The sequence below is a fragment of the Streptomyces sp. NPDC019224 genome, from assembly GCF_040632605.1.
In the GTDB taxonomy this organism is placed as follows: Bacteria; Actinomycetota; Actinomycetes; order Streptomycetales; family Streptomycetaceae; genus Streptomyces.
This window is the reverse complement of the sequence record NZ_JBEYCF010000037.1, coordinates 44,513-68,836: the sequence shown is the minus strand read 5'-3', so window position 1 is coordinate 68,836 and position 24,324 is coordinate 44,513. Positions and strand designations below refer to the sequence as shown.

At 71.6% G+C, this 24,324-nt stretch carries 22 protein-coding genes; 10 read left to right on the top strand and 12 right to left on the bottom strand.

Annotated features, from left to right (window positions below; translation table 11 throughout):
• Positions 1-135: 135 nt before the first annotated feature.
• On the bottom strand, positions 136-4,806 hold the full coding sequence (locus ABZ564_RS22570; protein ID WP_360859285.1) for a DEAD/DEAH box helicase: 4,671 nt from the start codon (positions 4,804-4,806) through the stop codon (positions 136-138).
• Between the two features lie 167 nt (positions 4,807-4,973).
• Here ABZ564_RS22570 and ABZ564_RS22565 point away from each other — a divergent pair, with 167 nt between their 5' ends.
• Genes ABZ564_RS22565 through ABZ564_RS22555 form a run of 3 tightly spaced genes read left to right on the top strand, consistent with a single transcriptional unit; the run spans position 4,974 to position 6,956 of the window.
• A complete protein-coding gene (locus ABZ564_RS22565) occupies positions 4,974-5,837 on the top strand; it encodes an AraC family transcriptional regulator (RefSeq protein WP_360859283.1) in 864 nt (287 codons plus the stop codon).
• A 10-nt stretch (positions 5,838-5,847) separates the two neighbouring features.
• On the top strand, positions 5,848-6,645 hold the full coding sequence (locus ABZ564_RS22560) for an AzlC family ABC transporter permease (RefSeq protein WP_360859280.1): 798 nt from the start codon (positions 5,848-5,850) through the stop codon (positions 6,643-6,645).
• Positions 6,642-6,956, top strand: a complete 315-nt coding sequence (locus tag ABZ564_RS22555) for an AzlD domain-containing protein (protein ID WP_360859278.1) — start codon at positions 6,642-6,644, stop codon at positions 6,954-6,956. The genes ABZ564_RS22560 and ABZ564_RS22555 overlap by 4 nt, the downstream gene beginning before the upstream one ends.
• 57 nt (positions 6,957-7,013) lie before the next feature.
• On the opposite strand, the gene ABZ564_RS22550 is transcribed toward ABZ564_RS22555, so the two are convergent.
• Positions 7,014-7,928: a hypothetical protein gene (locus ABZ564_RS22550; RefSeq protein WP_360859275.1), complete on the bottom strand. Its 915-nt coding sequence runs from the start codon at positions 7,926-7,928 to the stop codon at positions 7,014-7,016.
• An 80-nt stretch (positions 7,929-8,008) separates the two neighbouring features.
• On the opposite strand from ABZ564_RS22550, the gene ABZ564_RS22545 reads away from it, so the two are divergent.
• The 4 genes from ABZ564_RS22545 to recX all read left to right on the top strand — a co-directional run bounded on the left by ABZ564_RS22545 (position 8,009) and on the right by recX (position 11,607).
• Positions 8,009-8,203 carry a DUF3046 domain-containing protein gene (locus ABZ564_RS22545; RefSeq protein ID WP_360859273.1) on the top strand — a complete coding sequence of 65 codons (195 nt, stop codon included), beginning with the start codon at positions 8,009-8,011 and terminating at the stop codon, positions 8,201-8,203.
• A 199-nt stretch (positions 8,204-8,402) separates the two neighbouring features.
• The gene (locus tag ABZ564_RS22540) at positions 8,403-9,596 is read left to right on the top strand and encodes an AI-2E family transporter (RefSeq protein WP_360859313.1); all 1,194 of its coding nucleotides are present in this window, start codon (positions 8,403-8,405) and stop codon (positions 9,594-9,596) included.
• A 238-nt stretch (positions 9,597-9,834) separates the two neighbouring features.
• Positions 9,835-10,962, top strand: a complete 1,128-nt coding sequence (gene recA / locus ABZ564_RS22535) for a recombinase RecA (RefSeq protein ID WP_360859270.1) — start codon at positions 9,835-9,837, stop codon at positions 10,960-10,962.
• Positions 10,963-10,965: 3 nt separating this feature from the next.
• Positions 10,966-11,607: a recombination regulator RecX gene (gene recX, locus ABZ564_RS22530; protein WP_360859268.1), complete on the top strand. Its 642-nt coding sequence runs from the start codon at positions 10,966-10,968 to the stop codon at positions 11,605-11,607.
• Between the two features lie 49 nt (positions 11,608-11,656).
• Here recX and ABZ564_RS22525 read toward each other — a convergent pair whose 3' ends face one another.
• The 9 genes from ABZ564_RS22525 to ABZ564_RS22485 all read right to left on the bottom strand — a co-directional run bounded on the left by ABZ564_RS22525 (position 11,657) and on the right by ABZ564_RS22485 (position 19,179).
• Positions 11,657-12,367 carry a hypothetical protein gene (locus ABZ564_RS22525; protein ID WP_360859265.1) on the bottom strand — a complete coding sequence of 237 codons (711 nt, stop codon included), beginning with the start codon at positions 12,365-12,367 and terminating at the stop codon, positions 11,657-11,659.
• A 488-nt stretch (positions 12,368-12,855) separates the two neighbouring features.
• Positions 12,856-13,266 carry a rhodanese-like domain-containing protein gene (locus ABZ564_RS22520; protein ID WP_360859262.1) on the bottom strand — a complete coding sequence of 137 codons (411 nt, stop codon included), beginning with the start codon at positions 13,264-13,266 and terminating at the stop codon, positions 12,856-12,858.
• Complete coding sequence (locus tag ABZ564_RS22515; RefSeq protein ID WP_360859311.1) at positions 13,263-13,778, bottom strand: cysteine dioxygenase; 516 nt, start codon at positions 13,776-13,778, stop codon at positions 13,263-13,265. Before ABZ564_RS22515 ends, ABZ564_RS22520 begins: the two co-directional genes overlap by 4 nt.
• A 95-nt stretch (positions 13,779-13,873) precedes the next feature.
• On the bottom strand, positions 13,874-13,960 hold the full coding sequence (locus ABZ564_RS22510; protein WP_311307652.1) for a putative leader peptide: 87 nt from the start codon (positions 13,958-13,960) through the stop codon (positions 13,874-13,876).
• Between the two features lie 32 nt (positions 13,961-13,992).
• On the bottom strand, positions 13,993-15,609 hold the full coding sequence (locus ABZ564_RS22505; protein ID WP_360859260.1) for an FAD-dependent monooxygenase: 1,617 nt from the start codon (positions 15,607-15,609) through the stop codon (positions 13,993-13,995).
• Positions 15,610-15,830: 221 nt separating this feature from the next.
• Positions 15,831-16,742 carry an amino acid ABC transporter permease gene (locus ABZ564_RS22500; RefSeq protein ID WP_360859257.1) on the bottom strand — a complete coding sequence of 304 codons (912 nt, stop codon included), beginning with the start codon at positions 16,740-16,742 and terminating at the stop codon, positions 15,831-15,833.
• Positions 16,739-17,407: an amino acid ABC transporter permease gene (locus tag ABZ564_RS22495; protein WP_360859254.1), complete on the bottom strand. Its 669-nt coding sequence runs from the start codon at positions 17,405-17,407 to the stop codon at positions 16,739-16,741. Before ABZ564_RS22495 ends, ABZ564_RS22500 begins: the two co-directional genes overlap by 4 nt.
• Positions 17,408-17,482: 75 nt before the next feature.
• The gene (locus tag ABZ564_RS22490; RefSeq protein ID WP_360859251.1) at positions 17,483-18,322 is read right to left on the bottom strand and encodes a glutamate ABC transporter substrate-binding protein; all 840 of its coding nucleotides are present in this window, start codon (positions 18,320-18,322) and stop codon (positions 17,483-17,485) included.
• Positions 18,323-18,390: 68 nt separating this feature from the next.
• On the bottom strand, positions 18,391-19,179 hold the full coding sequence (locus ABZ564_RS22485) for an amino acid ABC transporter ATP-binding protein (RefSeq protein ID WP_360859248.1): 789 nt from the start codon (positions 19,177-19,179) through the stop codon (positions 18,391-18,393).
• A 327-nt stretch (positions 19,180-19,506) separates the two neighbouring features.
• On the opposite strand from ABZ564_RS22485, the gene ABZ564_RS22480 reads away from it, so the two are divergent.
• Complete coding sequence (locus tag ABZ564_RS22480) at positions 19,507-20,199, top strand: response regulator transcription factor (protein WP_360859246.1); 693 nt, start codon at positions 19,507-19,509, stop codon at positions 20,197-20,199.
• Positions 20,200-20,214: 15 nt separating this feature from the next.
• The gene (locus ABZ564_RS22475) at positions 20,215-21,609 is read left to right on the top strand and encodes a HAMP domain-containing sensor histidine kinase (RefSeq protein ID WP_360859244.1); all 1,395 of its coding nucleotides are present in this window, start codon (positions 20,215-20,217) and stop codon (positions 21,607-21,609) included.
• Positions 21,610-21,657: 48 nt separating this feature from the next.
• On the opposite strand, the gene ABZ564_RS22470 is transcribed toward ABZ564_RS22475, so the two are convergent.
• On the bottom strand, positions 21,658-22,656 hold the full coding sequence (locus ABZ564_RS22470) for a TAXI family TRAP transporter solute-binding subunit (RefSeq protein WP_360859241.1): 999 nt from the start codon (positions 22,654-22,656) through the stop codon (positions 21,658-21,660).
• A gap of 122 nt (positions 22,657-22,778) precedes the next feature.
• Here ABZ564_RS22470 and miaB point away from each other — a divergent pair, with 122 nt between their 5' ends.
• Positions 22,779-24,299, top strand: a complete 1,521-nt coding sequence (gene miaB / locus ABZ564_RS22465; RefSeq protein ID WP_360859238.1) for a tRNA (N6-isopentenyl adenosine(37)-C2)-methylthiotransferase MiaB — start codon at positions 22,779-22,781, stop codon at positions 24,297-24,299.
• The last annotated feature ends 25 nt before the right edge of the window (positions 24,300-24,324 follow it).

The window sequence follows — 24,324 nt, the reverse complement described above, 5'->3', positions numbered from 1 at the left end:
TGCGGGGCAGCGGTGTCTCGGGGTTTTCCGCGGGAGGGGCGCGGCGCTCCGTCCGGGGTGACGCCGCGTGCGGGGCACGGGGCGCCCGGTCCTGGGCGCGGCGGCGTGGACGCGCCGCCGCCGTCCCGTCCTGGGCTACGTCGCGCGGAGGCGCAGGCCCCTCGGGGTGGCGAGGAAGCCGGCCGCCTCCAGCGTGCGGCCCAGGGGCGAGGTCAGGGCGGAGGCGCCGTTGGTGCGCTCGACGGTCACCGTTCCGAGGGTCCCGGCGCGTGCGGCGGAGGCCAGCGCCCCGGCCGCCGCCCGGAGCGCGGGGTCGTCCGGATCGGTCGGCCAGGCCAGCAGGGTCTTGCCGCCGCGCTCCATGTACAGCGTCAGCTCGCCGTCGACCAGCACGACGAGCGAGCCCGCCTTGCGGCCCGGCTTGTGCCCGGCTCCCTCCGGCGGCTCCGGCCACGGGAGAGCGGCGCCGTACGCATTGGCCGGGTCGGCCGCCGCGAGGACGAGGGCGCGGGGGTCGGCGCCCGGCCCCGTACGGTCCCGGGCGGTGGATACGGCGCGGAGCCGGTCGACCGCGCCGTCCATCGCGAACTGCGCGGCCCCCAGTCCTTCCACGACATAGCCACGCCGTGCCTGCCCGTTGTCCTCGAAGGCCGACAGGACCCGGTAGGCCGCCGAGAAGCCGCCCTCGACGCCCTCCGCCTGGACCGCGCCCCGGGTCACCACCCCGTGCCGGTCCAGCAGCGTGCGGGCCAGGGCGTGGGCGCGGTGTGTGGGCTCGGGCTCGATGGCCGGCAGCAGGGACCAGCGGCCCGAGACCGTGGGCGGCCCGGTGCGTGAAGCGGGGCGTGCGGCAGCGGTGAGGGTGCCGTAACGGCCGCGCGGGACACTCCGCCGGGCGCGGTGCGCGGTCGACCCCGCCGTGCGGCCCGAGCCCATGAGGGAGCGCAGCGGCGCGAGGGTGTCGTTGGTCAGCCGGCCCGACCAGGCGAGGTCCCACAAAGCGTCCGCCAGTTGCGGGTCGGTGCAGTCGGGGTGGGTGGTGGCGCGGACCTGGTCGGCGATCTGGCGGAAGAACAGGCCGTAGCCGCCTCCGAGCACGGTCAGCACGGACTCGTGCAGCGCGCTGAGCTCCAGCGGGCGGGGTGGCGGGAGGAGCAGGGGTGCGCTGTCGGCGAGGTACAGGGAGAGCCAGCCGTCCTTGCCGGGCAACGCTCCGGCGCCCGCCCACACGACCTCTCCGGTGGTGGTCAGCTCGTCGAGGAGCGCGGGCGTGTAGCCGGTGACGCGGCTGGGCAGGACGAGCCGCTCCAGCGCGGAGGCGGGGACGGGAGCACCCTGCAACTGCTCGATGGCGCGGGCCAGTCCGTCGAGCCCGCGCAGGGTGTTGCCGCCGAGGTGCTGCCATTGCGGCAGGAACCCGGCGAGGGCGGCGGGCGGGACCGGCTCCAGCTCATGGCGGAGGGCGGCCAGCGAACGGCGCCGCAGTCGTCGCAGCACCGTGGCGTCGCACCACTCCTGGCCGATTCCGGCGGGGTGGAACTCGCCCTGCACGATTCGGCCCGAGGCCGCGAGCCGTTGCAGCGCCCCGTCGGTGACGGCCGTGCCGAGACCGAAGCGGGCGGCGGCCGTGGTCGAGGTGAACGGGCCGTGTGTACGGGCGTACCGGGCGAAGAGATCGCCGAGGGGGTCCTTCACCGGTTCGGTGAACGCTTCGGGTACGCCGACCGGGAGCGCCGTGCCCAGGGCGTCGCGCAGCCGGCCCGCGTCCTCGATCGCCGCCCAGTGAGCCGCGCCGGCGATCCGGACCCGGATGGCCCGACGGGCGGACTCCAGCTCCTTCGCCCAGGCGGGCTCGGCCCCGCGCTCGGCCAGCTCCTGCTCGGTGAGCGGGCCGAGCACCCGCAGCAGATCCGCGACGCTCTCGGCGTCCTTGGCCCGGCGGTCGTCCGCCAGCCACTGGAGCTCCCGCTCCAGCTCCGTCAGGACGTCGGCGTCCAGCAACTCGCGCAGCTCCGCCCTGCCCAGCAACTCGGCCAGCAGCCGGGAGTCCAGGGAGAGCGCGGCGGCTCGCCGTTCGGCGAGCGGAGAGTCGCCCTCGTACAGGAACTGGGCCACATACCCGAACAGGAGCGAGCGGGCGAACGGGGAGGGCTCCTGTGTGGTGACCTCGACGAGACGGATGCGGCGGGCCTCCAGATCGCCCATCACCTCCGTGAGTCCCGGGACGTCGAAGACGTCCTGGAGGCACTCGCGGACCGCTTCGAGAACGATGGGGAAGGAGCCGAACTCGGAGGCGACCTGGAGGAGCTGCGCGGCGCGCTGGCGCTGCTGCCAGAGCGGAGTGCGTTTGCTGGGGCTGCGGCGGGGAAGCAGCAGCGCCCTGGCCGCACACTCGCGAAACCGGGAGGCGAACAGGGCGGAACCACCGACCTGGTCGGTGACGAGCTGCGCGATCTCGCCCTTGTCGAAGGCCACGTCGGCGGCCCCGACCGGGGGCTGGTCGCTGTCGAAGGCGGTGTTGGCCGGGGCGAGCGGTGCCGTGCCGCCCCCGGCCGGCGCCGGATCCTGTGCCGGGTCGAAGTCGAGGAGGTCCAGGCCCATCATGTCGGCGTCGGGCAGCCTCAGCACGATGCCGTCGTCGGCATGCATGACCTGCGCATCCATCCCGTACCGTTCGGCGAGACGGGCGCTGAGCGCCAGGGCCCACGGCGCGTGCACCTGCGCGCCGAACGGGGAGTGCACGACGACGCGCCAGTCGCCCAGCTCGTCCCGGAAGCGCTCGACCAGGACGGTCCGGTCATCCGGGACATGACCGCAGGCCCGGCGCTGTTCGTCGAGATACGCCAGGACGTTGTCCACGGCCCAGGTGTCCAGGCCGGCGGAGAGCAGGCGGTCACGGGCATCCTGCGCGGAGAGCCCGCCGAGCTCGCGCAGGAAGGCCCCCAGTGCGCGGCCCAGTTCCAGGGGCCGGCCCAGCTGGTCGCCCTTCCAGAACGGCAGCCGCCCGGGGACGCCGGGCGCGGGGGAGACGAGGACCCGGTCGCGGGTGATGTCCTCGATCCGCCAGGAGGTCGTGCCCAGCGTGAAGACGTCGCCGACCCGGGACTCGTAGACCATCTCCTCGTCCAGCTCCCCGACCCGGCCGCCGCCCTTCTTCGGGTCGGTGCCGGCGAGGAAGACCCCGAAGAGGCCGCGGTCGGGGATGGTCCCGCCCGAGGTGACGGCGAGGCGCTGGGCGCCGGGGCGGCCCGTGACCGTACCGGCGACGCGGTCCCAGACGACGCGGGGGCGCAGCTCCGCGAAGGCGTCGGACGGATAGCGGCCCGCGAGCATGTCGAGAACCGCGGTGAACGCCGATTCGGGCAGCGACGCGAAGGGGGCGGCGCGGCGGACCACCGCGAGCAGGTCGTCCACCTGCCAGCTGTCCAGCGCGACCATCGCCACCAACTGCTGGGCCAGCACGTCCAATGGATTGGACGGGACACGCAGCGCCTCGATGGAGCCCGTGCGCATCCGCTCGGTGACCACGGCCGCCTGTACCAGGTCGCCGCGGTACTTCGGGAAGACGACGCCGGTGGAGACCGCGCCCACCTGATGGCCGGCGCGGCCGACCCGCTGCAGCCCGGAGGCGACCGAGGGCGGCGACTCGACCTGGATCACCAGGTCGACCGCCCCCATGTCGATGCCCAGCTCCAGACTGGAGGTGGCGACCACCGCGGGCAGCCGGCCGGCCTTGAGGTCCTCCTCGACCTGGGCGCGCTGCTCCTTGGAGACCGATCCGTGGTGGGCCCGGGCGAGCAGGGCGGGAGCGCCCTTGGCCGTTCCGGACTCCGCCATGATCTCGGCGGGGGAGTGGGCCTCCGGCATGGTCTCGCCGGTGGCTCTCTCGTACGCGATCTCGTTGAGCCGGTTGCACAGGCGCTCCGCGAGGCGGCGGGAGTTGGCGAAGACGATGGTGGAGCGGTGCGCCTGGACCAGATCGGCGATCCGCTCCTCCACATGCGGCCAGATCGACGGCTTCTCGGCCTGCCCGGAGGTGTCGTCGGTGGCGGGCGAGCCGCCCAGCTCGCCGAGGTCCTCGACCGGTACGACCACCGACAGGTCGAACTGCTTGCTGGACGGCGGCTGGACGATCTCCACCTTGCGTCGGGGGGAGAGGAAGCGCGCCACCTCGTCGACCGGCCGGACCGTGGCCGAGAGGCCGATGCGCCGGGCCGGCCGAGGCAGCAGTTCGTCCAGGCGCTCCAGCGACACGGAGAGATGGGCACCGCGTTTGGTGCCCGCCACCGCGTGCACCTCGTCCAGGATCACCGTCTCGATGCCGGACAGGGCCTCCCGGGCCGAGGACGTCAGCATCAGGAAGAGCGACTCGGGGGTCGTGATCAGGATGTCCGGCGGGCGGGTCGCCATCGAACGGCGCTCGGCGGCGGGGGTGTCACCCGATCTGATGCCCACCCGCACCTCGGGCTCGGGCAGACCCTGGCGCACGGACTCCTGGCGGATGCCGGTCAGGGGTGAGCGCAGATTGCGCTCCACGTCGACCGCGAGTGCCTTGAGAGGTGACACGTACAGCACGCGGCAGCGCTTCCTCGCCTCAGCGGGCGGCGGGACGGCCGCCAGCCGGTCCAGTGCGGCGAGGAAGGCGGCCAGCGTCTTGCCTGAGCCGGTCGGCGCGACGACCAGCACGTCCGCCCCCTCACCGATCGCCCGCCAGGCGCCTTCCTGTGCGGCGGTCGGCGCGCTGAAGGCCCCCGTGAACCAACTGCGGGTGGCGGGGGAGAAGGAATCGAGTGCGGAGCCGGTCATGCCCCCATCGTGCACCCCGCCACTGACATCGATGCTGATACTCAGGTCCCGGTGGCCGTGGCTCTGCCACTGACTGATGCCCTGCGGGGCTGTCAACGGCCGCGACAACCGTTGGGCGGGCCGTCGTACCGACGGTCGGGAGGCCCACGGGCTGGGACAATCCCCCCATGGCAGGAGCACAGCAACCGGCGGAGTGGGCGAGGCACTGGAGTTACGCCGAGCTGCCCGACCTCGACCTGCTGCGGGCCCGCTACATCCGGCACACCTTCCCGCGCCACAGCCACGAGGGCTACGTCCTCGCCACGGTCAGCCAGGGCGTCGAGGACATAGGAACACCCGGCGGCACCCTGCACGCGGGCCCCGGCACCGTCGTCATGATCAACCCGGAGGTCCCGCACACCGCCCGGGCCGGTGTCCCCGAAGGCTGGGTGTACGACACGCTCTACCCGTCCGCGCAGGTGGTCAACGACATCGCCGCCGATACGACGAACCTGCGCGGCACCGTCGGCTTCACCGAGACCGGGGTGGCCGATCCGTACGCGGCCCGGCTGATAGGCGAGGTTCACCGGGCGGCCGAGGAGGGCAACGCCCTGGCCGCCGACAGCGTGCTGCGCGTCGTCGTCACCCGCCTGCTCACCCGGCACGGCAGCGCCTTCCCCACCCGGGAGCCCCGTGCCGGAGGGGCACGCGACGCGGCGCGCGCCCGGGCCCTCCTGGAGTCCCGGATGGCCGACCCGCCGACCCTGGAGGCGCTGGCCGGCGAGCTGGGCACGAGCCCCTTCGCCCTGCTGCGCGCGTTCAAGAAGCAGTACGGCATGCCTCCGCACACCTGGCTCACCGACGCCCGGGTGCGGCGTGCGCGCAGGATGCTCGACGCGGGCACAGCCCCCTCGGTCGCGGCGACGGAAGTCGGCTTCACCGACCAGCCGCATCTCAACCGTCATTTCACCCGGATCGTGGGAGTACCACCCGGCGCCTACCAGCGCGAACGTGCAAGAACGTACAAGACCGGTCGGGAGCGGTCCCGGTAGCGTGCGGGACGTGGCAGAACAGACAGCACCCCTTCGCACCACCGCCGAACCGACCGGCGGCAGCACGCTCGCCGCCGGGGCCGAACCGGACGCGGCCGTGGTACGCGACGCGCTCGGCGTCGGCATAGCCGTCGGCCTCTCCGGCTTCGCCTTCGGCGTCACCTCGGCGGGCTCCGGCCTGAGCCTCCTCCAGACGTGCGCGCTCAGCCTGCTCGTCTTCACGGGAGCCTCCCAGTTCGCGCTGGTCGGCGCGCTCGCCGCCGGCGGCAACCCGTACACCGCGGCCGCCGGAGCCTTCTTCCTCGGCGTCCGCAATGCCTTCTACGGCCTGCGCCTTTCACAGCTCCTGGCCCTGCCGCGGGCCCTGCGTCCGCTCGCCGCCCAGTGGGTCATCGACGAGACGACCGCCGTGACGCTGCCCCAGTCCACCCGGCGAGCCGCGCGGATCGGCTTCACCGTCACCGGGCTCACCCTCTACGTGCTGTGGAACCTGACCACCCTGGCGGGCGCACTGGGGGCCGAGGCGCTCGGTGACACCGACGCCTGGGGGCTCGACGCGGCCAGTCCCGCCGTCTTCCTCGCCCTGCTCGCCCCGATGCTGAGGTCCACGACGGAGCGTGTCACCGCCGGGCTCGCCGTCCTGCTCGCCCTCGGCCTCCTGCCGGTGCTGCCGGCCGGGGTGCCCGTGCTGCTGTCCGCACTCGCCGCCCCTGCTGTTCTGTTCCTGATGGGACGGGCCAAGGGCGGCGGCGCGGACGGAACCGGATCGAAGGGCGCGGGCGCGACCCGGGCGGAGGAGGGCCGATGAACGTCTGGATCGCCATCGCCCTGACCTTCGTCGGCTGCTACCTCGCCAAACTGCTCGGTCTCCTGGTGCCCGCGGGCGCTCTGGAACGCCCGCTCGTGCAGCGCCTCGCCGCCCTGCTGCCGGTGGCTCTGCTGGCCGCGCTCACCGCCCAGCAGACCTTCGGCGACGGACAGCATCTGGCCCTGGACGCCAGGGGTGCGGGCCTGGCGGCCGCAGCCCTCGCCCTCGTCCTGCGAGCCCCCTTCCTGGTGGTCGTGGGCGCGGCCGTGGTCGTCACTGCCGGGGTGCGCGCGCTGGGCTGGAGCGCGTAGGGGGGCAGGCGCCGTGGCCCCTGCCCCTTACCGGCGCCCTTCCCCGTCGCGCGCCTCTCAATCCAGCGCGCGTCCGTGGGCTCGCAGGGTCTCCAACGCCCTGAGGGTCACCAGGGGCCGCCCTTCCAGCGCCGTCCCGGGTGCCCATTGCCGCCAGGTCACCGGCCAGCCGCCGTCCTTCTCCTGCGCGGCGGCGAGGTGATCGAGCGCGCGCTCCATCTCGGCGTCGGTGAACCACCGCCGGGCGAGCGATTCAGGTGTACGGGCGTAGTCGTACGGGAAGTGCTGCTCGCCCGGTGCGTACCCGGCGGCCACCGGGTATTCCGCGCGCCGCTCCGGATCGAGCACGGCGAGCCGCTGGTCGCGTACCAGCCATCCCAGCCGTTCGGCCGCGGCCTCCGCCCGGGGCCGGTCCGGCACACCGTCCAGGAAGGCGACCGCCGCCTCGATCTCGTAGGGATGCGACACCTCCAGGGCATCCACGGCCGACCAGCAGAAGTCGGTGGCCCGGAAGAGCCAGGCATGCCACACGGCGTTGCGGTGGAGCAGGCCGACGACGGGCCCGGTGGCCAGCAGCTCGGCGGGCGGGTCGTCGACGACGGGGATGAAGGGGGCAGCCGGATAGCCGCGTTGCGAGGGGAGCAGCGCGGGCAGGGCGCCCTCTCTGGTCGACACCTCGGTCAGGTACCGGCAGATCCGTTCCACCCGCAGACCGTTGCAGCGGCCGATGGAGTCGAGGACGCTGAGCGCGTGGGCCGTGTGCAGCGGCTGACTGACGGGGCCGCGGAGATCGGGTTCGAGGGCGTGGCCGTAGCCGCCGTCCTCGTTGGCGTACGCGGCGAGGGCCGTCTCCACCGGCTCCGCGCCTCCCGCCAGGTATTGGTGGGCGAACCGCCGCTGTTCGAGGACACGGGCCGTGAGCCAGATGAACTGCTCGGCCCGGGCGAGGGGACTTGTTCCAGTTGCAGCCATGGACCGACCGTAGGGCTTCGGGTGCCCCGAGCAGGGCCGGGGCGCCCGGGCTGCACTCTCAGGAGCGGGATACTGAGGGCATGCGGTTGACGATTTTCTGGGAACGGATGGCGGACCACTTCGGCGCGGCCTACGCGGACTCCTTCGCACGCGACCATGTGATGGCCGAGCTGGGCGGACGCACGGTCCACGAGGCGCTGGCGGCGGGCTGGGAGGCCAAGGACGTCTGGCGCGGGGTCTGCCTGGCGATGGACGTCCCCGCCGACAAACGCTGAGACTCGCGGCAGGCGGGCCGTCTTCCGGAGTGCCGCGGACCTCGACCGGAGGCCGGCCGCCTTCCGGGGTGCGCGACGGATCGTCACCCACATAGGCGAGACTTGCTCCGTGGCACCCACAGACGAGACCGCTCAGATCCAGCCGCCCCGCACGCCGCCCGCACCACCGGCCCCGCCGTCCGGCGCCGAGCCCGCCCGCATGCCCGCCTGGCTGCCGCGTGCCATGGTCCTCGCCCTCGCGCTCTACGCCTGCTTCCGGCTCGGCAGCTGGGCGTTCGACCAGCTCATCGGCCTGCTGATCAATGTGCTGATCGCCTTCTTCCTGGCGCTCGCCATCGAACCCGCCGTGAGCCGGATGTCGGCCCGCGGTATGCGCCGGGGCTTCGCCACCTTCCTGGTCTTCCTCGTCGTGCTGATCGGCGGGGCCGGTTTCGTCGTCCTGCTCGGCTCGATGCTCGCGGGCCAGATCGTCGACATGGTGGAGGACTTCCCGAATTACCTCGACTCGGTGATCAACTGGGTCAACCAGACCTTCCACACGGAACTCTCCCGCGTCGAGGTCCAGGACAGCCTGCTGCACTCCGACTGGCTGCAGAAGTACGTCCAGAACAGCGCGACCGGAGTGCTCGATGTCTCGACGACGGTCCTCGGGGGCCTCTTCCGACTGCTGACGATCTTCCTGTTCTCCTTCTACTTCGCGGCCGACGGCCCCCGGCTGCGCCGCGGGCTGTGCTCCGTACTGCCCCCCGCCCGCCAGGCCGAGGTGCTGCGGGCGTGGGAGATCGCGGTCGACAAGACCGGCGGTTACCTCTACTCGCGTGGCCTGATGGCGCTCATCTCCGGCATCGCGCACTACGTCCTGCTGGCCGCCCTCGGAGTGCCCTACGCGCCGGCGCTCGCGGTCTGGGTCGGACTCGTCTCCCAGTTCATCCCCACGATCGGCACCTATCTGGCGGGCGCCCTGCCGATGCTGATCGCCTTCACCGTCGATCCCTGGTACGCGCTGTGGGTCCTCGGCTTCGTCGTGGTGTACCAGCAGTTCGAGAACTACGTGCTCCAGCCGAAGCTGACCGCGAAGACGGTGGACATCCACCCCGCGGTGGCGTTCGGCTCTGTCATCGCGGGCACGGCCCTGATGGGCGCAGTCGGCGCGCTGATCGCCATCCCGGCCGTAGCCACCCTCCAGGCGTTCCTCGGCGCCTATGTGAAGCGGTACGACGTCACGGACGACCCGCGCGTCCACGGCGGCCGCCCCGGCGTGCGGGGCGAGCCCCTGTGGACGCGTCTGAGGCGGATGCGCACCATCCTGGCGGGGGAGGACGCCGGGGAGGCGGACGGCGGCGGGCCGGAGGACCCGCGGCGGCCGGAGGGGCCTTCCGGGCCGAGTGCCTGAGGGGCCGCCCCGGGGTCGACTGCGCGGTCCCGCCTGGCCGCCGGGCCGTCCGCGCCGGGCGGTGTGGCGTGCTTGACACTAAAATCGAACATCCATTCTTATGGGATTCCGGCCGGGTTTTCCCGGGCCCGACCGTGGAGTTGTCCACAGGCCGGGAGGACGTCGAGGCCCATTGTCAGTGGCAGGGGTTAGCGTCTTTGACGTGAAGCGATCGACTCAAGCAAATCGGGTGGAACCCATGGCAGGAACCGACCGCGAGAAGGCGCTGGACGCCGCACTCGCACAGATTGAACGGCAATTCGGCAAGGGCGCGGTGATGCGCCTCGGCGAGCGGCCGAACGAGCCCATCGAGGTGATTCCCACCGGATCCACCGCGCTCGACGTCGCGCTCGGCGTCGGCGGCCTGCCGCGCGGCCGTGTGGTGGAGGTGTACGGACCGGAGTCCTCCGGTAAGACGACGCTGACGCTGCACGCGGTGGCGAACGCACAGAAGCTCGGCGGCTCGGTGGCCTTCATCGACGCGGAGCACGCCCTCGACCCCGAGTACGCCAAGAAGCTCGGCGTCGACATCGACAACCTCATCCTGTCCCAGCCGGACAACGGTGAGCAGGCCCTCGAGATCGTCGACATGCTGGTCCGCTCGGGCGCTCTCGACCTGATCGTCATCGACTCCGTCGCGGCCCTGGTGCCGCGCGCGGAGATCGAGGGCGAGATGGGCGACTCGCACGTGGGTCTCCAGGCCCGTCTGATGAGCCAGGCGCTCCGGAAGATCACCAGCGCGCTCAACCAGTCCAAGACCACCGCGATCTTCATCAACCAGCTCCGCGAGAAGATCGGTGTGATGTTCGGCTCGCCGGAGACCACCACCGGTGGCCGCGCGCTCAAGTTCTACGCCTCGGTCCGCCTTGATATCCGCCGGATCGAGACGCTCAAGGACGGCACCGACGCGGTCGGCAACCGCACCCGCGTCAAGATCGTCAAGAACAAGGTCGCGCCGCCCTTCAAGCAGGCCGAATTCGACATCCTCTACGGCCAGGGCATCAGCCGTGAGGGCGGTCTGATCGACATGGGCGTGGAGCACGGCTTCGTCCGCAAGGCCGGCGCCTGGTACACGTACGAGGGCGACCAGCTCGGCCAGGGCAAGGAGAACGCGCGCAACTTCCTCAAGGACAATCCCGACCTCGCCAACGAGATCGAGAAGAAGATCCTGGTGAAGCTGGGCGTCGGGGTCCGGCCCGAGGACGTCTCCGCCGAGTCCGGTGCGGACGCGGCAGAGGCGGCGGCTCCGGCCGAGGCCGCGGCGAAGCCGGCGACGGCTGCGGCGGGCAAGAGCAAGCCGGCCAAGGCGGCCGCGGCCAAGAGCTAAGCCGTGACGCGTCGTACTCAGTGGCCGGACAGCGCCGCCGACCCCGGCGCGGCCTCCGGATCCGGTGAGGGGGCGGGGCACCGCTCCCGCTCCCGGCCCAGTGACAGCGGTTCCCCCTCCTCGTCGAGGGCCGAGAAGGGGGAACCGCGCGACCCGCTCGAGCAGGCACGCAACATCTGCCTGCGCCTGCTGACCGGCACACCGCGCACCCGCAAGCAGCTCGCGGACGCCCTGCGCAAGCGGGAGATCCCGGACGAGGCGGCCGAGGAGGTGCTGTCCCGCTTCGAGGACGTCGGACTGATCGACGACGCCGCGTTCGCCGAGGCATGGGTGGAGTCCCGGCACCACGGCCGCGGGCTCGCCCGCCGCGCGCTGGTCCGTGAGCTGCGGACCAAGGGCGTGGACGCGGCGGTGATCGACGAAGCCGTCGGGCAGCTCGACTCCGAGCAGGAGGAGGAGACCGCCCGGGAGCTCGTCGCCCGCAAGCTCCGGTCCACCCGGGGCCTGGAGCGCGACAAACGGCTGCGCCGCCTTGCGGGCATGCTCGCCCGCAAGGGGTACGGCGAGGGCATGGCCCTGCGCGTGGTGCGCCGGGCGCTGGAGGAAGAGGGGGAGGACACGGAGGGTCTGGACGAGCCGTTCTGACCACCGGGCGGTGGTCCGCCCGGCGGTCCGTCGGGGGAGACGCCGACCGTTACTGGCCGGCGCGGGCCGCGCGGCTGATGGTGGCGTCGATCAGGGCGAGGGCGTCCGCCGCGGTGCGTCCCGGACAGCGGTTCCACGGCCCGATCAGCCCGGTCCAGCCCTGGGAGCGCAGTTCGGCGATCAGCCAGGCGCCGGCCCGGTCGACCGTCTCCGCCGAGCCGTAGCCCAGGCGGTGCGCGGTGAGCATGGCGCCGCAGATGCAGCGCGCGCCTCGGATGTTGCGGAGCCGGTACGGCGTGTTCTGCCACCCCCACGTGGTCAGGATCTGCCGGGCATGGGCGAGATGGACGGACGGCCGCACCTCGGGCCGCCCGATGCGACGCCACGCGTGAAGCCGGTCGGGCAGCATCGCACCGATGCGCCCGGGAAGCGGACGCTCGTGCGGTGCGGCGGGGGGTAGCGCGCGGACCGTGTCGGCGATCAGCTGATCCACCGGCACGGAGAGCAGGGCGCGCCAGTTGGCAGCAGCGTCCGGTGCCGCTTGCGCGACGGCGGGGGCGGGGGCGGGGTGCGCGTCGGCCGGTGTGGTGGGCTGCGTCTCGACCGGGGCGACCGGGCGGGGGGCGGCAGGGGAGTCTTCGGGTACGGGGGCCGGGGCGGTCAGGTCCCAGCCCGTGACGATCTGCTGCCAGGCATCCGTGTCATGGAGGCGCGCGGCCTGGGCGTCGAGTTCGTCGGGGGTGAGGGTGGTGGTCGGCATCGGTGCGTGCTCCCCGTCGTAGCGGTGGTCCGGCGCCCTAATGGCGCTACGGCGTCACGGTGGGCGGGCCGGGTTCGCCGTGAGCGTCCGTGCTCGCCGTGAGGCGAATGTCCGTCCGGTGACGGGATCGCTCCACCGGAGCGGCGCCATACGGGTGTGTCGTGACGCATTCAGGTCGAGGGGACGCTCGTCGTCGGCGGTATACGGAGGCGTGCGGGGGCGAACCCCGTAGGGAGACGCTGGAACGCTCCAGTGCACAGGTGTCTGTGCGCGGGCGCCTGCGGACAGACACCTGTGCGCAGGCGCCCGCACACAGAGCAGTGTGTGACGCATGCCAGAGCAGCCCTGTGGAACAGCCCACGGCGCTGCCCGGCCGGTTCGCGCTGCGCACCCGGCCGGTGGAGGTCGCCATCAGCCGGTGAAGGGGAAGCAGTGACGGGACCTCGGCCTCTCGTTCCCAGGGGACGGTGGAAGCCGCGCCCCTCACCTCATAGCTGGACCGGGAGACCCGCCGCGCGCCAGGCCTGGAAGCCGCCCGCCAGATCCGTCGCCCGGCGCAGTCCGAGCCGGTGCAGGGAATCGGCGGCCAGGCTCGACGCGTACCCCTCGTTGCAGATCACCACCACCCGGAGGTCGTGGTCCACCGCCTCCGGGACCCGGTGGCTTCCCCGCGGATCCAGCCGCCATTCCAGCTCGTTGCGCTCGATGACCAGCGCCCCCGGGATCAGCCCGTCCCGCTCGCGCAGTTCCGCGTAGCGGATGTCCACGAGCAGAGCACCCTCGGCGGCCGCCGCCCACGCCTCCTGCGGGCCGAGCCGTACATAACCCGCCCTGACCCGTTCCAGCAGCTCGTCGATCCCGGGCGGAGCGCCGTCGCCCTCGTGCGGTCCGTGGCTCACTGCCAGTCCTCCGGCCCCTCGGTCTGCTCCAGGCGGAGTACCGCGCCGGTGCGGCTGTAGCGCCGGATGCGCGGCAGCGGCGGGTAGTACGCGTGGACGGAGACGGCGTGCTCCGTGGCGGACTCGTTCAGCACCTCGTGGACGTGGTGGCGGCCGAAGGCCCTGCCCCGGCCGGGCGTCAGTTCCCGGGTCCGGTCGATGTCCTCGGTCAGCTCCAGGGTCTTCCAGCCGTCGGTGGGCAGCCGGGCGGCGAGGGAGTGCTCCCTGAGCGTGCCGGCCGCGGTGAGGAAGGCCCCGATCGAATCGGCGTGGTCGTGCCAGCCGGTGCCGGTGCCCGGCGGCCAGCCGATCAGCCATGCCTCGCTGCCGCCGGGACCGTCGAGCCGGATCCAGGTCCGCCCCTCGGGGTCGAGGGGGAGGGAAGAGATGAGTGCGGTGTCCTCGGCAGTGCAACGGACGAAGTCGAGCAGTTCCGCGACGGTCGGGGCCGCGGCGGAGGTGTGCGTGGGCACGGGGAAGGAGGAGGCAGACACGGAGACCGTCCTGAGAGTTCGCGCGGACGCCCCGCCGTACGGCACAGCACACGGCGAGGACAGGTGAAGGCGATTCAGCAGGACGGGCGACACACGCAGCCCGCATAGCGGAGCAGATCCATATGGACCCTCCGCCACAGGCGCACATCGGTGTCGGTCATGACCGGGAGTAGACCATGCGCGCCCGCGACGGTCAATTGACCTCTACGGTCCTGTCGGCAGGCGCCGACGTCCGGGCGTCGCCGCCGCGCGCCGCGTCCGCAGCCGTGAACAGCTCCGCCGGCCGCACCCCGCCGAACGCCTCGACGAGGTGCCCGTCCGGCCTGACCAGCAGAACCGTGTGCGCGGAGGCCCCCGGATAGCTCTCGGCCACCAGCAGCTCGGCCTTCACCGGCAGCGTGGCGACCGCCTCCGCCAGACGGGGCATCACTCCGGCGCGCATCCAGTGGCGCCGGTCCCACACTCCGGTTCCCGGCGCCACGAGCACCACCAGCAGCTGCCCCTGACCCAGCCGCTCCCGCAGCCGCACCGCGGTCCCGTCGGGCGCCGTGACCCGTACATCGGCCACCGGCGCACCGGGGGGCGTACCCACAGAGGTGTGCGCCTCGGCGCGCGGGGGCGCAAGGGGGGACAGGGCGTAGGAAGGGGGCGCACCGAGCGGGCCGCAGCCCAGATGCGCGTCCATGAGCAGCGAGTCGTGCCCCCGTGCGCTCCCCGGTACGAGCGTCCGCAGACCCCCGCCGCCGCGCAGTATCGGCAGCGACTGGTCGGCGGCGCGCAGCCGCGAGGCGACGGCGGCCCGGCGTTCGGCCTGGTAGCTGTCGAGGAGAGCGTCGGACGCCCCGTGATGCCAGGCCAGGGCCAGCTTCCAGGCCAGGTTCTCCGCGTCACGCAGCCCCTCGTCGAGCCCCTGGGTGCCCAGGGCGCCCAGCAGATGGGCGGCGTCCCCGGCAAGGAAGGCATGCTTCACCCGCCAGCGCCGGGCCAGCCGGTGGTGCAGTGTGTAGACCCCGGTGTCCAGCAGCTCGTACGGCGGTGTCTCGCCGCACCAGCCGGCCAGGGTGTCCCGGACCCGCGTGACCAGCGCGTCCGGCGTGACCAGTTCGCCGCGCGCGGGCAACAGCCAGTCCAGCCGCCACACGTCGTCGGGCAGCGGGCGCGCCGTGACCTCGGCGCCCCCGGTGCGCCAGGGCGGCGACCGGTGCAGCACGGCCTCACCGGGCCGGGGCAGCTCGGCGCGCAGTGCGGCCACGGCGTGCCGTTCCACCGCCGTACGCCCGGGAAACCTGATGTCGAGGAGTTTGCGCACGGTGGACCGGGCCCCGTCGCAGCCGACCAGGTAACTCCCGCGCCACCAGGTCGAACCGGGCTCCCTGGTGTGCACGGTGACCCCGGCCGGGTCCTGCTCCAGCGTGTCGATCCTGCTCGGCCCGGCGGTCTGCACCAGTTCCTGGGCGGCCACCGCGTCGCGCAGACCCCGTACGAGCGCGTGCTGCGGTACGTGCACGGGGGCGGCGGGCACACCGCTGCCCGGGACGGGATCCTCGCCGAGCTGCAGCTCGCGCACCAGCTGCCTGCGCCGCACCGACCGCCAGCCGGACCAGCGCAGCCCCTCGTCCCGCAGCGCCTTGCAGCCCAGCCGCTCCAGGAAGGCCGCGGTGTCCTCGCGCAGGACGACCGTGCGGGCGGGGCGTGTCTCGTCCTTGGCGGGGTCCTCGTCGAGCAGCACGGACGGCACGCCCTGAGCGGCGAGGGCGAGCGACAGCGCCAGGCCGACCGGCCCGGCACCGACGACGATCACCGGGTCCACGGCGCGTCCCCCGTCGGAAGCGCAGCGAAACATGACGGTCCGGTGAATCGGAACGGAAGGTGCGCGGGCGTCGAAGGGGGTGCTGCGGCGTCGGGGACTCGGTGCGCGATCACAGAACGTATGCAACCTACTGCCGGTGCTTGCGTCAAGCGACGCCGGAACGCGGCGAGGGGCGGTGGCAGGTGTGCCACCGCCCCTCGCGGGCGTCGTACGACGAGCCGTCAGGCGGCGCTTCCGTCGTCCACCTTGAGCGACGGCGCACCGATCGTCTCCAGTTCGCCCCCGGGCCCGGTGCCCACGACCGCGCCCGTGCTCTTCTTCCCGCGCCTGAGCCACCGCTCCAGCCAGCTCGCGAAGGACGTCAGGGCGAAGTTCAGAGCGAGGTAGATCACCGCGATGATCGTGAAGCACGCGATGGTGTTCGACCCGTAGTTCGCGGCCATCGGACGGACGGAGGCCAGCAGCTCCGGGTAGCTGAGCACGGCGCCGCCGAGTGCGGTGTCCTTCACGATCACCACGAGCTGACTGACGATGGCCGGCAGCATGGCGGTGACCGCCTGCGGCAGCAGCACGAAGACCATCGTCTGGCCCTTGCGCATGCCGATCGCCTTGGCGGCGTCCGTCTGCCCGCGCGGCAGCGTCAGGATGCCGGCCCGCACGATCTCGGCGAGCACCGAGGCGTTGTAGAGCACCAGACCCGTCACGACGGCGTACAGCAGGCGCGTGTCCGGTTCGAGGTCGGTGTACTCGGAGTACGCGGCGTTGGCGATGATCATCAGGAGCAGCACGGGGATGGCGCGGAAGAACTCCACGACCACCCCGCCCGGAACGCGCACCCAGCGGTGGTCCGAGAGCCGTCCGATCCCGAAGAGCGCGCCCAGCGGCAGGGCGATGATCAGTGCGTAGAACGCTGCCTTGATCGTGTTCTGGAAGCCCGGCCAGATGTATGTCTCCCACGCCTGGGTGCCGGCGAAGAACGGCTTCCATTTGACCCAGTCGAGCTGGTGCTTCTCGGCGAGGCCGTCGTACACCCACCACAGCACCGCCGCGGCGGCCAGCACGAAGAGCACGGTGTACAGGATGTTGCGCCGTTTGGCGCGGGGCCCCTGCGCGTCGTAGAGGACGGAGCTCATCGCTTCACCGCCACCTTCTTGGCGACCCAGCCGAGGATGAGACCGGTCGGGAGGGTCAGGATGATGAAGCCGAGGACGAACACACCGGAGATCAGCAGCAGCTGGGCCTCGTTCTCGATCATTTCCTTCATCAGATACGAGGCTTCCGCGACCCCGATCGCCGCTGCGACGGTCGTGTTCTTCGTCAGCGCGATGAGCACGTTGGACAGCGGGTTGACCACCGACCGGAACGCCTGCGGGAGCACGATCAGCCGCAGTACCTGGGTGAAGCTGAGCCCGAGTGCCCGGGCCGCCTCCGCCTGGCCGACCGGCACCGTGTTGATGCCCGAGCGCAGGGCCTCGCACACGAACGACGCGGTGTAGACGGTGAAGGCGAGCACCGCGAGCCGGAAGTTGATGACCTTGAAGTCACCGCCGCCCCCGAGCGTGACCTGAAGGGTCTGGAAGAGGCCCAGCGAGGCGAAGACGATGATCACGGTCAGCGGAATGTTCCGGACCACGTTCACGTAGGCGGTCGCGAAACCGCGCATCAGGGGGACCGGGCTGACCCTCATGCCGGCCAGCAGCGTTCCCCATATGAGGGAGCCGAGGGCTGAGAAGACGGTGAGCTTCACCGTCACCCAGAAAGCCCCCAGCAAGTCGTAACCATCAAGAAAGTCGAACACGATCTCCCGTGCTTCCGCGTGTAGGAGGGCGCGGCGCGCCGCCGTTCAGCGGCGGCGCACCCGGTCAGCCCTGCTTCACTTGACGACGTTGCCGATCTTCGGGGCGGGCTCGTTCTTGTAACCGGCGGGACCGAAGTTCGCGTCCACGGCCTTCTGCCACGAGCCGTCCGAGACCATCTTGGTCAGCGCGTCGTTGATCTTCTTCTTGAGGTCGGCGTCGCCCTTCTTCAGACCGATGCCGTAGTTCTCGTTGGTCATCTTGAAGCCGGCGAGCTTGAACTTGCCCTTGTTGGCGTCCTGCGAGGCGTAGCCGGCCAGGATGCTGTCGTCCGTGGTCAGCGCGTCGACGGCCTTGTTCTCGAGGCCGGTGAGGCACTCGGAGTAGCCGCCGTATTCCTGCAGCTGCGCCTTCGGGGCGAGCTTGTCGTGGACGTTCTGCGCCGAGGTCGAACCGGCGACCGAGCAGAGGTTCTTGTTGTTCAGGTCCTCGGGCTTCTTGATCGAGTTGTCGTCCGCGCGGACCAGGATGTCCTGGTGGGCGAGGAGATACGGGCCGGCGAAGTCGACCTTCTGCAGGCGCTCGTCGTTGATCGAGTAGGAGGCGGCGATGAACTTCACGTCGCCGCGCGAGATCGCCGTCTCGCGGTCGGCGCTCTTCGTCTCCTTGAACTCGATGTCCTTGGCGTCGTAGCCGAGTTCCTTGGCGACGTACGTGGCGACGTCGACGTCGAAGCCGGTGTACTTGCCGTCCGGGGTCTTCAGGCCGATACCGGGCTGGTCGATCTTGATGCCGATGGTGATCTTCTTGCCGCCGCCCGAAGCCGAGTCGTCCTTGTCGTCGGAACCACAGGCGGTGGCGGTGAGGGCGAGGGCGAGCACGGCGGCCGAGGCGGCGGTGACCTTACGAAGCTGCATGGTGAGATTCCCTAGAGTTGACGCGAAGTGAGTGATCAGCAGATACGGGAGCCGGGGCTGAGGCACCGTCAGTGGTGAAGGATCTTCGACAGGAAGTCCTTGGCCCGGTCACTGCGCGGGTTGCTGAAGAACTGGTCGGGCGCGGCCTCTTCGACGATCTTGCCGTCCGCCATGAAGACGACCCGGTTCGCCGCGGAGCGCGCGAAGCCCATCTCGTGGGTGACGACGACCATGGTCATGCCCTCGCGAGCGAGCTGCTGCATGACCTCGAGGACCTCGTTGATCATCTCCGGGTCGAGTGCGGAGGTCGGCTCGTCGAAGAGCATGACCTTCGGGTCCATCGCCAGGGCCCGGGCGATCGCGACACGCTGCTGCTGGCCGCCGGAGAGCTGGGAAGGGTACTTGTCGGCCTGGGTCCCGACGCCCACCCGGTCGAGCAGCGAACGCGCCTTGTCCTCGGCCGCCTTCTTGTCCGTCTTGCGGACCTTCAGCTGGCCGAGCGTCACGTTCTCCAGGACCGTCTTGTGGGCGAACAGGTTGAACGACTGGAAGACCATGCCGACGTCGGCACGCAGCCGCGCCAGCTCCTTGCCCTCCGCGGGCAGCGGCTTCCCGTCGATCGTGATCGCGCCCGTGTCGATCGTCTCCAAGCGGTTGATCGTGCGGCACAGCGTGGACTTACCGGACCCGGACGGCCCGATGACGACCACGACCTCGCCGCGGGCGATCGTCAGGTCGATGTCCTGGAGCACATGCAGCGCGCCGAAGTGCTTGTTGACGTTGCTCAGCACAACCAGATCGCCGGCGGGCGCGGGTGCAGCGTCCTCGGCGCCCTTGGTCACTGAAACTCCGCTCATCGGCTTCTTGCTCCGTCCTCCTCGGTTGGGAAGGACCCTAGTGACGCAGTGCTACCAACGTCATTACATCTGAGCGGAAATTGAGCATAACGATCCGGCGGCAACCGGACACTCCGCGTGAACGGGACGTCACGCCGGTCGCGCCGGGCGTACCGGGTGCATAACGGAAACCCGGATACATCGGACAGGCCCTTGACTGTCCACCCCTGATCGGCGTGGATTCCCTGGTACACCCCTACGTGAAACACCCCGGAACGGGGAAGTGACCGGGGGCGTACACGACCGTACGGACCGACCGCCGACACACGCCACTGCCAGAGGGGGGCCATGAGACTGCTGCTCGTCGAGGACGACAACCACGTCGCCGCCGCCCTGTCCGCGATCCTCGCCCGGCACGGCTTCCAGGTGGTCCATGCCCGGAGCGGCGACGAGGCCCTGCAGGCGCTCCTGCCCGCCGACGCCGAGCCCTTCGGCGTCGTGCTCCTCGACCTCGGGCTGCCCGACCAGGACGGTTACGAGGTGTGCGGCAAGATCCGCAAGCGCAGTTCCGTACCGGTGATCATGGTGACCGCCCGGGCCGACGTGCGCTCCCGCATCCACGGACTCAACCTCGGCGCCGACGACTACGTGACCAAGCCGTACGACACCGGCGAGCTGCTGGCCCGTATCCACGCCGTCAGCCGGCGCAAGGCGAGCGCCGAGGACACCGTGTCCACACCCGCCGCGGCCCTGCGCCTCGGGCACGTCCACATCGAGCTGCCGACCCGCCGGGTCAGCGTCGACGGGACCGAAGTGCAGCTCACCCGCAAGGAGTTCGATCTGCTCGCCCTGCTCGCCCAACGGCCCGGCGTGGTCTTCCGTCGCGAACAGATCATCAGCGAGGTGTGGCGCACCAGCTGGGAGGGAACGGGCCGCACGCTGGAGGTGCACGTCGCCTCGCTCCGTTCCAAGCTGCGGCTGCCCGCCCTGATCGAGACGGTGCGCGGGGTCGGCTACCGCCTCGTCGCCCCGTCCGCGTAGAGGTGTACGTCCCCGGTGCGTACCCGGCTGCTCCCGCTGCTCATCGTCCTGATGGCGAGCGTTCTGCTCGCGCTCGGCTTCCCGCTCGCCGTCAGCGTGGCCGCCGCCGAACAGCAGCGCGTCGTGATCGACCGCATCGACGACACGGCACGCTTCGCCGCGCTCGCCCAGTTCATCACCGAACGCACCCGCGGCTACGACGAACGGCGCCGTACCCTCCAGACCGAGCTGGAAACGTACAACTCGGTGTACGGGATCCGGGCCGGTGTCTTCTATCGCGACGACTCCGCCATGGCGAAGGCCCCGGACACCTGGCGGCTGCCCGTCGAGGGCGAGGGACGCGCCGCGTTCAAGGAGGCGCTGCTCGGCCGCCGCAGCCACGACCCGCCCCAGGTCTGGCCCTGGCAGGACGGCCGTGTGGTCGTCGCCTCACCCGTCGTACGCGACGGTGACGTCATCGCCGTCGTCGTCATCGACTCGCCCACCGGCCAGATGCGCGGCGACACGATCCGCGGCTGGCTGCTGATCGCGGCGGGCGAGGCGGTCGCGATGCTGGTCGCCGTCGGCGCCGCGATCCGCCTCACCGGCTGGGTCCTGCTGCCCGTCAAGACCCTGGACGCCGCCGCCCACGACATCGCCAGCGGCCGGATGCGCTCCCGCGTCGCGGCGTCCGGCGGGCCCCCGGAACTCAGGCGGCTGGCCCGCTCGTTCAACGAGATGGCCGACAACGTCGAGGACGTGCTGGAACAGCAGCGCGCCTTCGTCGCCGACGCCTCCCACCAGTTGCGCAACCCGCTGGCCGCCCTGCTGCTGCGCATCGAGCTCCTCGCCCTCGAACTCCCCGAGGGCAACGAGGAGATCGCCTCCGTGCGTACCGAGGGCCGCCGCCTCGGCCAGGTTCTCGACGACCTCCTCGACCTCGCGCTCGCCGAGCACGCCGAGAGCGACCTCCGGCTCACCGACATCGGTGCGCTCACCGCCGAACGGGTCGCCTCCTGGCGGCCGGTGGCCGAGGAGAAGGGCGTACGGCTCCGAGCCGAGGGGACGCCCGCCGTCACCGCCTGGGCGGACCCCATCGCCCTGTCCAGCGCGCTCGACGCCATCATCGACAACGCCCTCAAGTTCACGCCCGCCGACGAGGAGGTCCGCGTCACGGTCGCCTCCGGCAGCCAGGACGTCACGGTGGTCGTCGCGGACGGCGGGCCCGGCCTCACCGACCAGGAGCTCGAACGGGTCGGCGACCGCTTCTGGCGCAGCTCCCAGCACCAGAACATCCAGGGCTCGGGTCTCGGCCTCTCCATCTCCCAGGCGCTCCTGGCGGCGGGCGGTGGCTCGCTCTCGTACGCCCGCAAGGAGCCGTACGGGCTGAGCGTGACGGTCTCCGTACCGCGCCACGACCCGAAGGGCTGAGGAGCGCGTCCGCACCCCCGTAGCCGTCCCGCGCGGCCGGGAAGGCCGCTACGGCTTGACCGAGCGGTAGTAGCGCTTCGCCCCTTCGTGCAGCCGGAGCGGATCGGTGTAGATGGCCGTCCGCAGGTCCACCAGCTGCGCCGCGTGCACCTCGCGCCCGATGCGGTCACGGCTGTCGATCACGGTACGGGTGAACGCCTCGGTCATCTCCGCGTCCGTGCGGTCCGTGGTGACCAGCACATTGGCGACCGCCACCGTGGGGACGGCCTGCCCCTGCTGCGCGCTGTGGTAGGCGTCGGCGGGTATCAGGGCCGAGCGGTAGTAGCGCGTGGGGCCGCCCGCCGCCTGCAGTCGCTTGATGAGCGGCTCCTCCAGCGGGACCAGCCGGATCGAGAGCCGGTCCGACAGATCGGCCACCGCCGTCGTGGGCAGCCCGCCCGACCAGAAGAACGCGTCGAGCCTGCCCTCCTCCAGCAGCTTCGGCATCGTGTCGATGCCCACCGGCAGCGGCGTCACGTCGTTGACCGGGTCGAGACCGGCGGCCGTCATCAGCCGGTCGGCGACCAGCTTCACGCCGGACCCCGGCTGCCCCACCGCGACCCTCCTGCCCCGCAGGTCCGCCACGCTCCGGATGTCCGAGTCCCGCTTCACGATCAGCTGTATGTAGTCGTCGTAGAGCCGGACACAGCCGCGCAGCCGCTGGTAGCCGGGCTTGCGGGCGCGCAGATAGGTGGCCACGGCGTCGGTGGTGGCGATGGTGAAGTCCGCCTCGCCCGCGGCGACCCTGGCGAGGTTCTGCTGAGAGCCCTCGCTCGTCTGGAGCTTTATCGACACAAGAGGAAGGTCCTTGGCCAGGGCGCCCTTAAGCCGCTCCCCGTACTTTTGGTAGACGCCGCTGCGCACCCCCGTACTGAACGAGAGGGTGCCGGTGGGCGCCGGGTCGCCGAGCGGGAGCAGCCACCAGAGCAGCATCCCGAGCACGACGGCGAGGGCGGCGCCCGCCCGCAGAGAGCGACGCCGGCCGGTTCGGGACAGGGCCGGGAGCATGGCGGCGATCCTGCCAGGTGATTCCCGGCCGTGGCCAGGGGCGCTGCTGGATCGCCCGTCCGATGCGGGTGCCGGGTGCCGCCCGAGACAGAGGGGGTCCGGGCAGCGCCTACCCTTGTCGCATGAGCAGCGGCAACCGGAGCGAAGCAGTGGACGTCAGAAAAAGCTATGAGGTGCGCACCTACGGGTGCCAGATGAACGTCCACGACTCCGAGCGCTTGTCGGGGCTCCTGGAGGACGCCGGTTACGTCCGGGCGCCCGAGGGCTCCGACGGCGACGCCGACGTCGTGGTCTTCAACACCTGCGCGGTCCGCGAGAACGCCGACAACAAGCTCTACGGCAACCTCGGCCGGCTCGCCCCGATGAAGACCAAGCGACCCGGCATGCAGATCGCGGTCGGCGGCTGCCTCGCCCAGAAGGACCGCGACACCATCGTGCAGCGGGCGCCCTGGGTCGACGTCGTCTTCGGTACGCACAACATCGGCAAGCTGCCGGTGCTGCTGGAGCGCGCCCGGATCCAGGAGGAGGCGCAGGTCGAGATCGCCGAATCCCTGGAGGCGTTCCCCTCCACGCTGCCCACTCGCCGCGAGTCCGCGTACGCGGCGTGGGTCTCCATCTCCGTGGGCTGCAACAACACCTGCACCTTCTGCATCGTCCCGGCCCTGCGTGGGAAGGAGAAGGACCGCCGCACCGGCGACATCCTCGCCGAGATCGAGGCCCTGGTCGCCGAAGGCGTCTCCGAGATCACCCTGCTCGGCCAGAACGTCAACGCGTACGGTTCCGACATCGGCGACCGGGAGGCCTTCTCCAAGCTGCTGCGCGCCTGCGGGAAGATCGAGGGCCTGGAGCGCGTCCGCTTCACCTCGCCGCACCCGCGCGACTTCACCGACGACGTCATCGCCGCCATGGCCGAGACACCGAACGTGATGCCGCAGCTGCACATGCCGATGCAGTCCGGTTCGGACAAGGTCCTCAAGGCGATGCGCCGCTCGTACCGGCAGGAACGCTTCCTCGGCATCATCGAGAAGGTGCGCGCCGCGATGCCCGACGCGGCGATCTCCACCGACATCATCGTCGGCTTCCCCGGGGAGACCGAGGAGGACTTCGAGCAGACCATGCACGCGGTCCGCGAGGCGCGCTTCGCGAACGCCTTCACCTTCCAGTACTCCAAGCGGCCCGGCACACCCGCCGCCGACATGGAGGGGCAGATCCCCAAGGAGGTCGTCCAGGAGCGCTACATGCGCCTGTCCGCCCTCCAGGAGGAGATTTCCTGGGAGGAGAACAAGAAGCAGGTCGGCCGCACCCTGGAGGTCATGGTCGCCGAGGGCGAGGGCCGCAAGGACGGCGCCACCCACCGGCTGTCCGGCCGCGCCCCCGACAACCGCCTGGTCCACTTCACCAAGCCGGACCAGGACGTGCGCCCCGGTGACGTGGTGACCGTCGAGGTCAGCTACGCCGCCCCGCACCACCTGCTGGCCGAGGGTGCCCCGATCGCGGTGCGCCGGACCCGCTCGGGCGACGCCTGGGAGAAGCGCAACGCGGCCGCGGCCGCCAAGCCCGCCGGCGTCATGCTCGGCCTGCCCGGAATCGGCGCCCCCGCGCCCCTGCCGGCGACGGCGGCCCCGGGCTGCGGCTGCGACTGAGGTACGGAGGGGGCGGGCCGGGGTA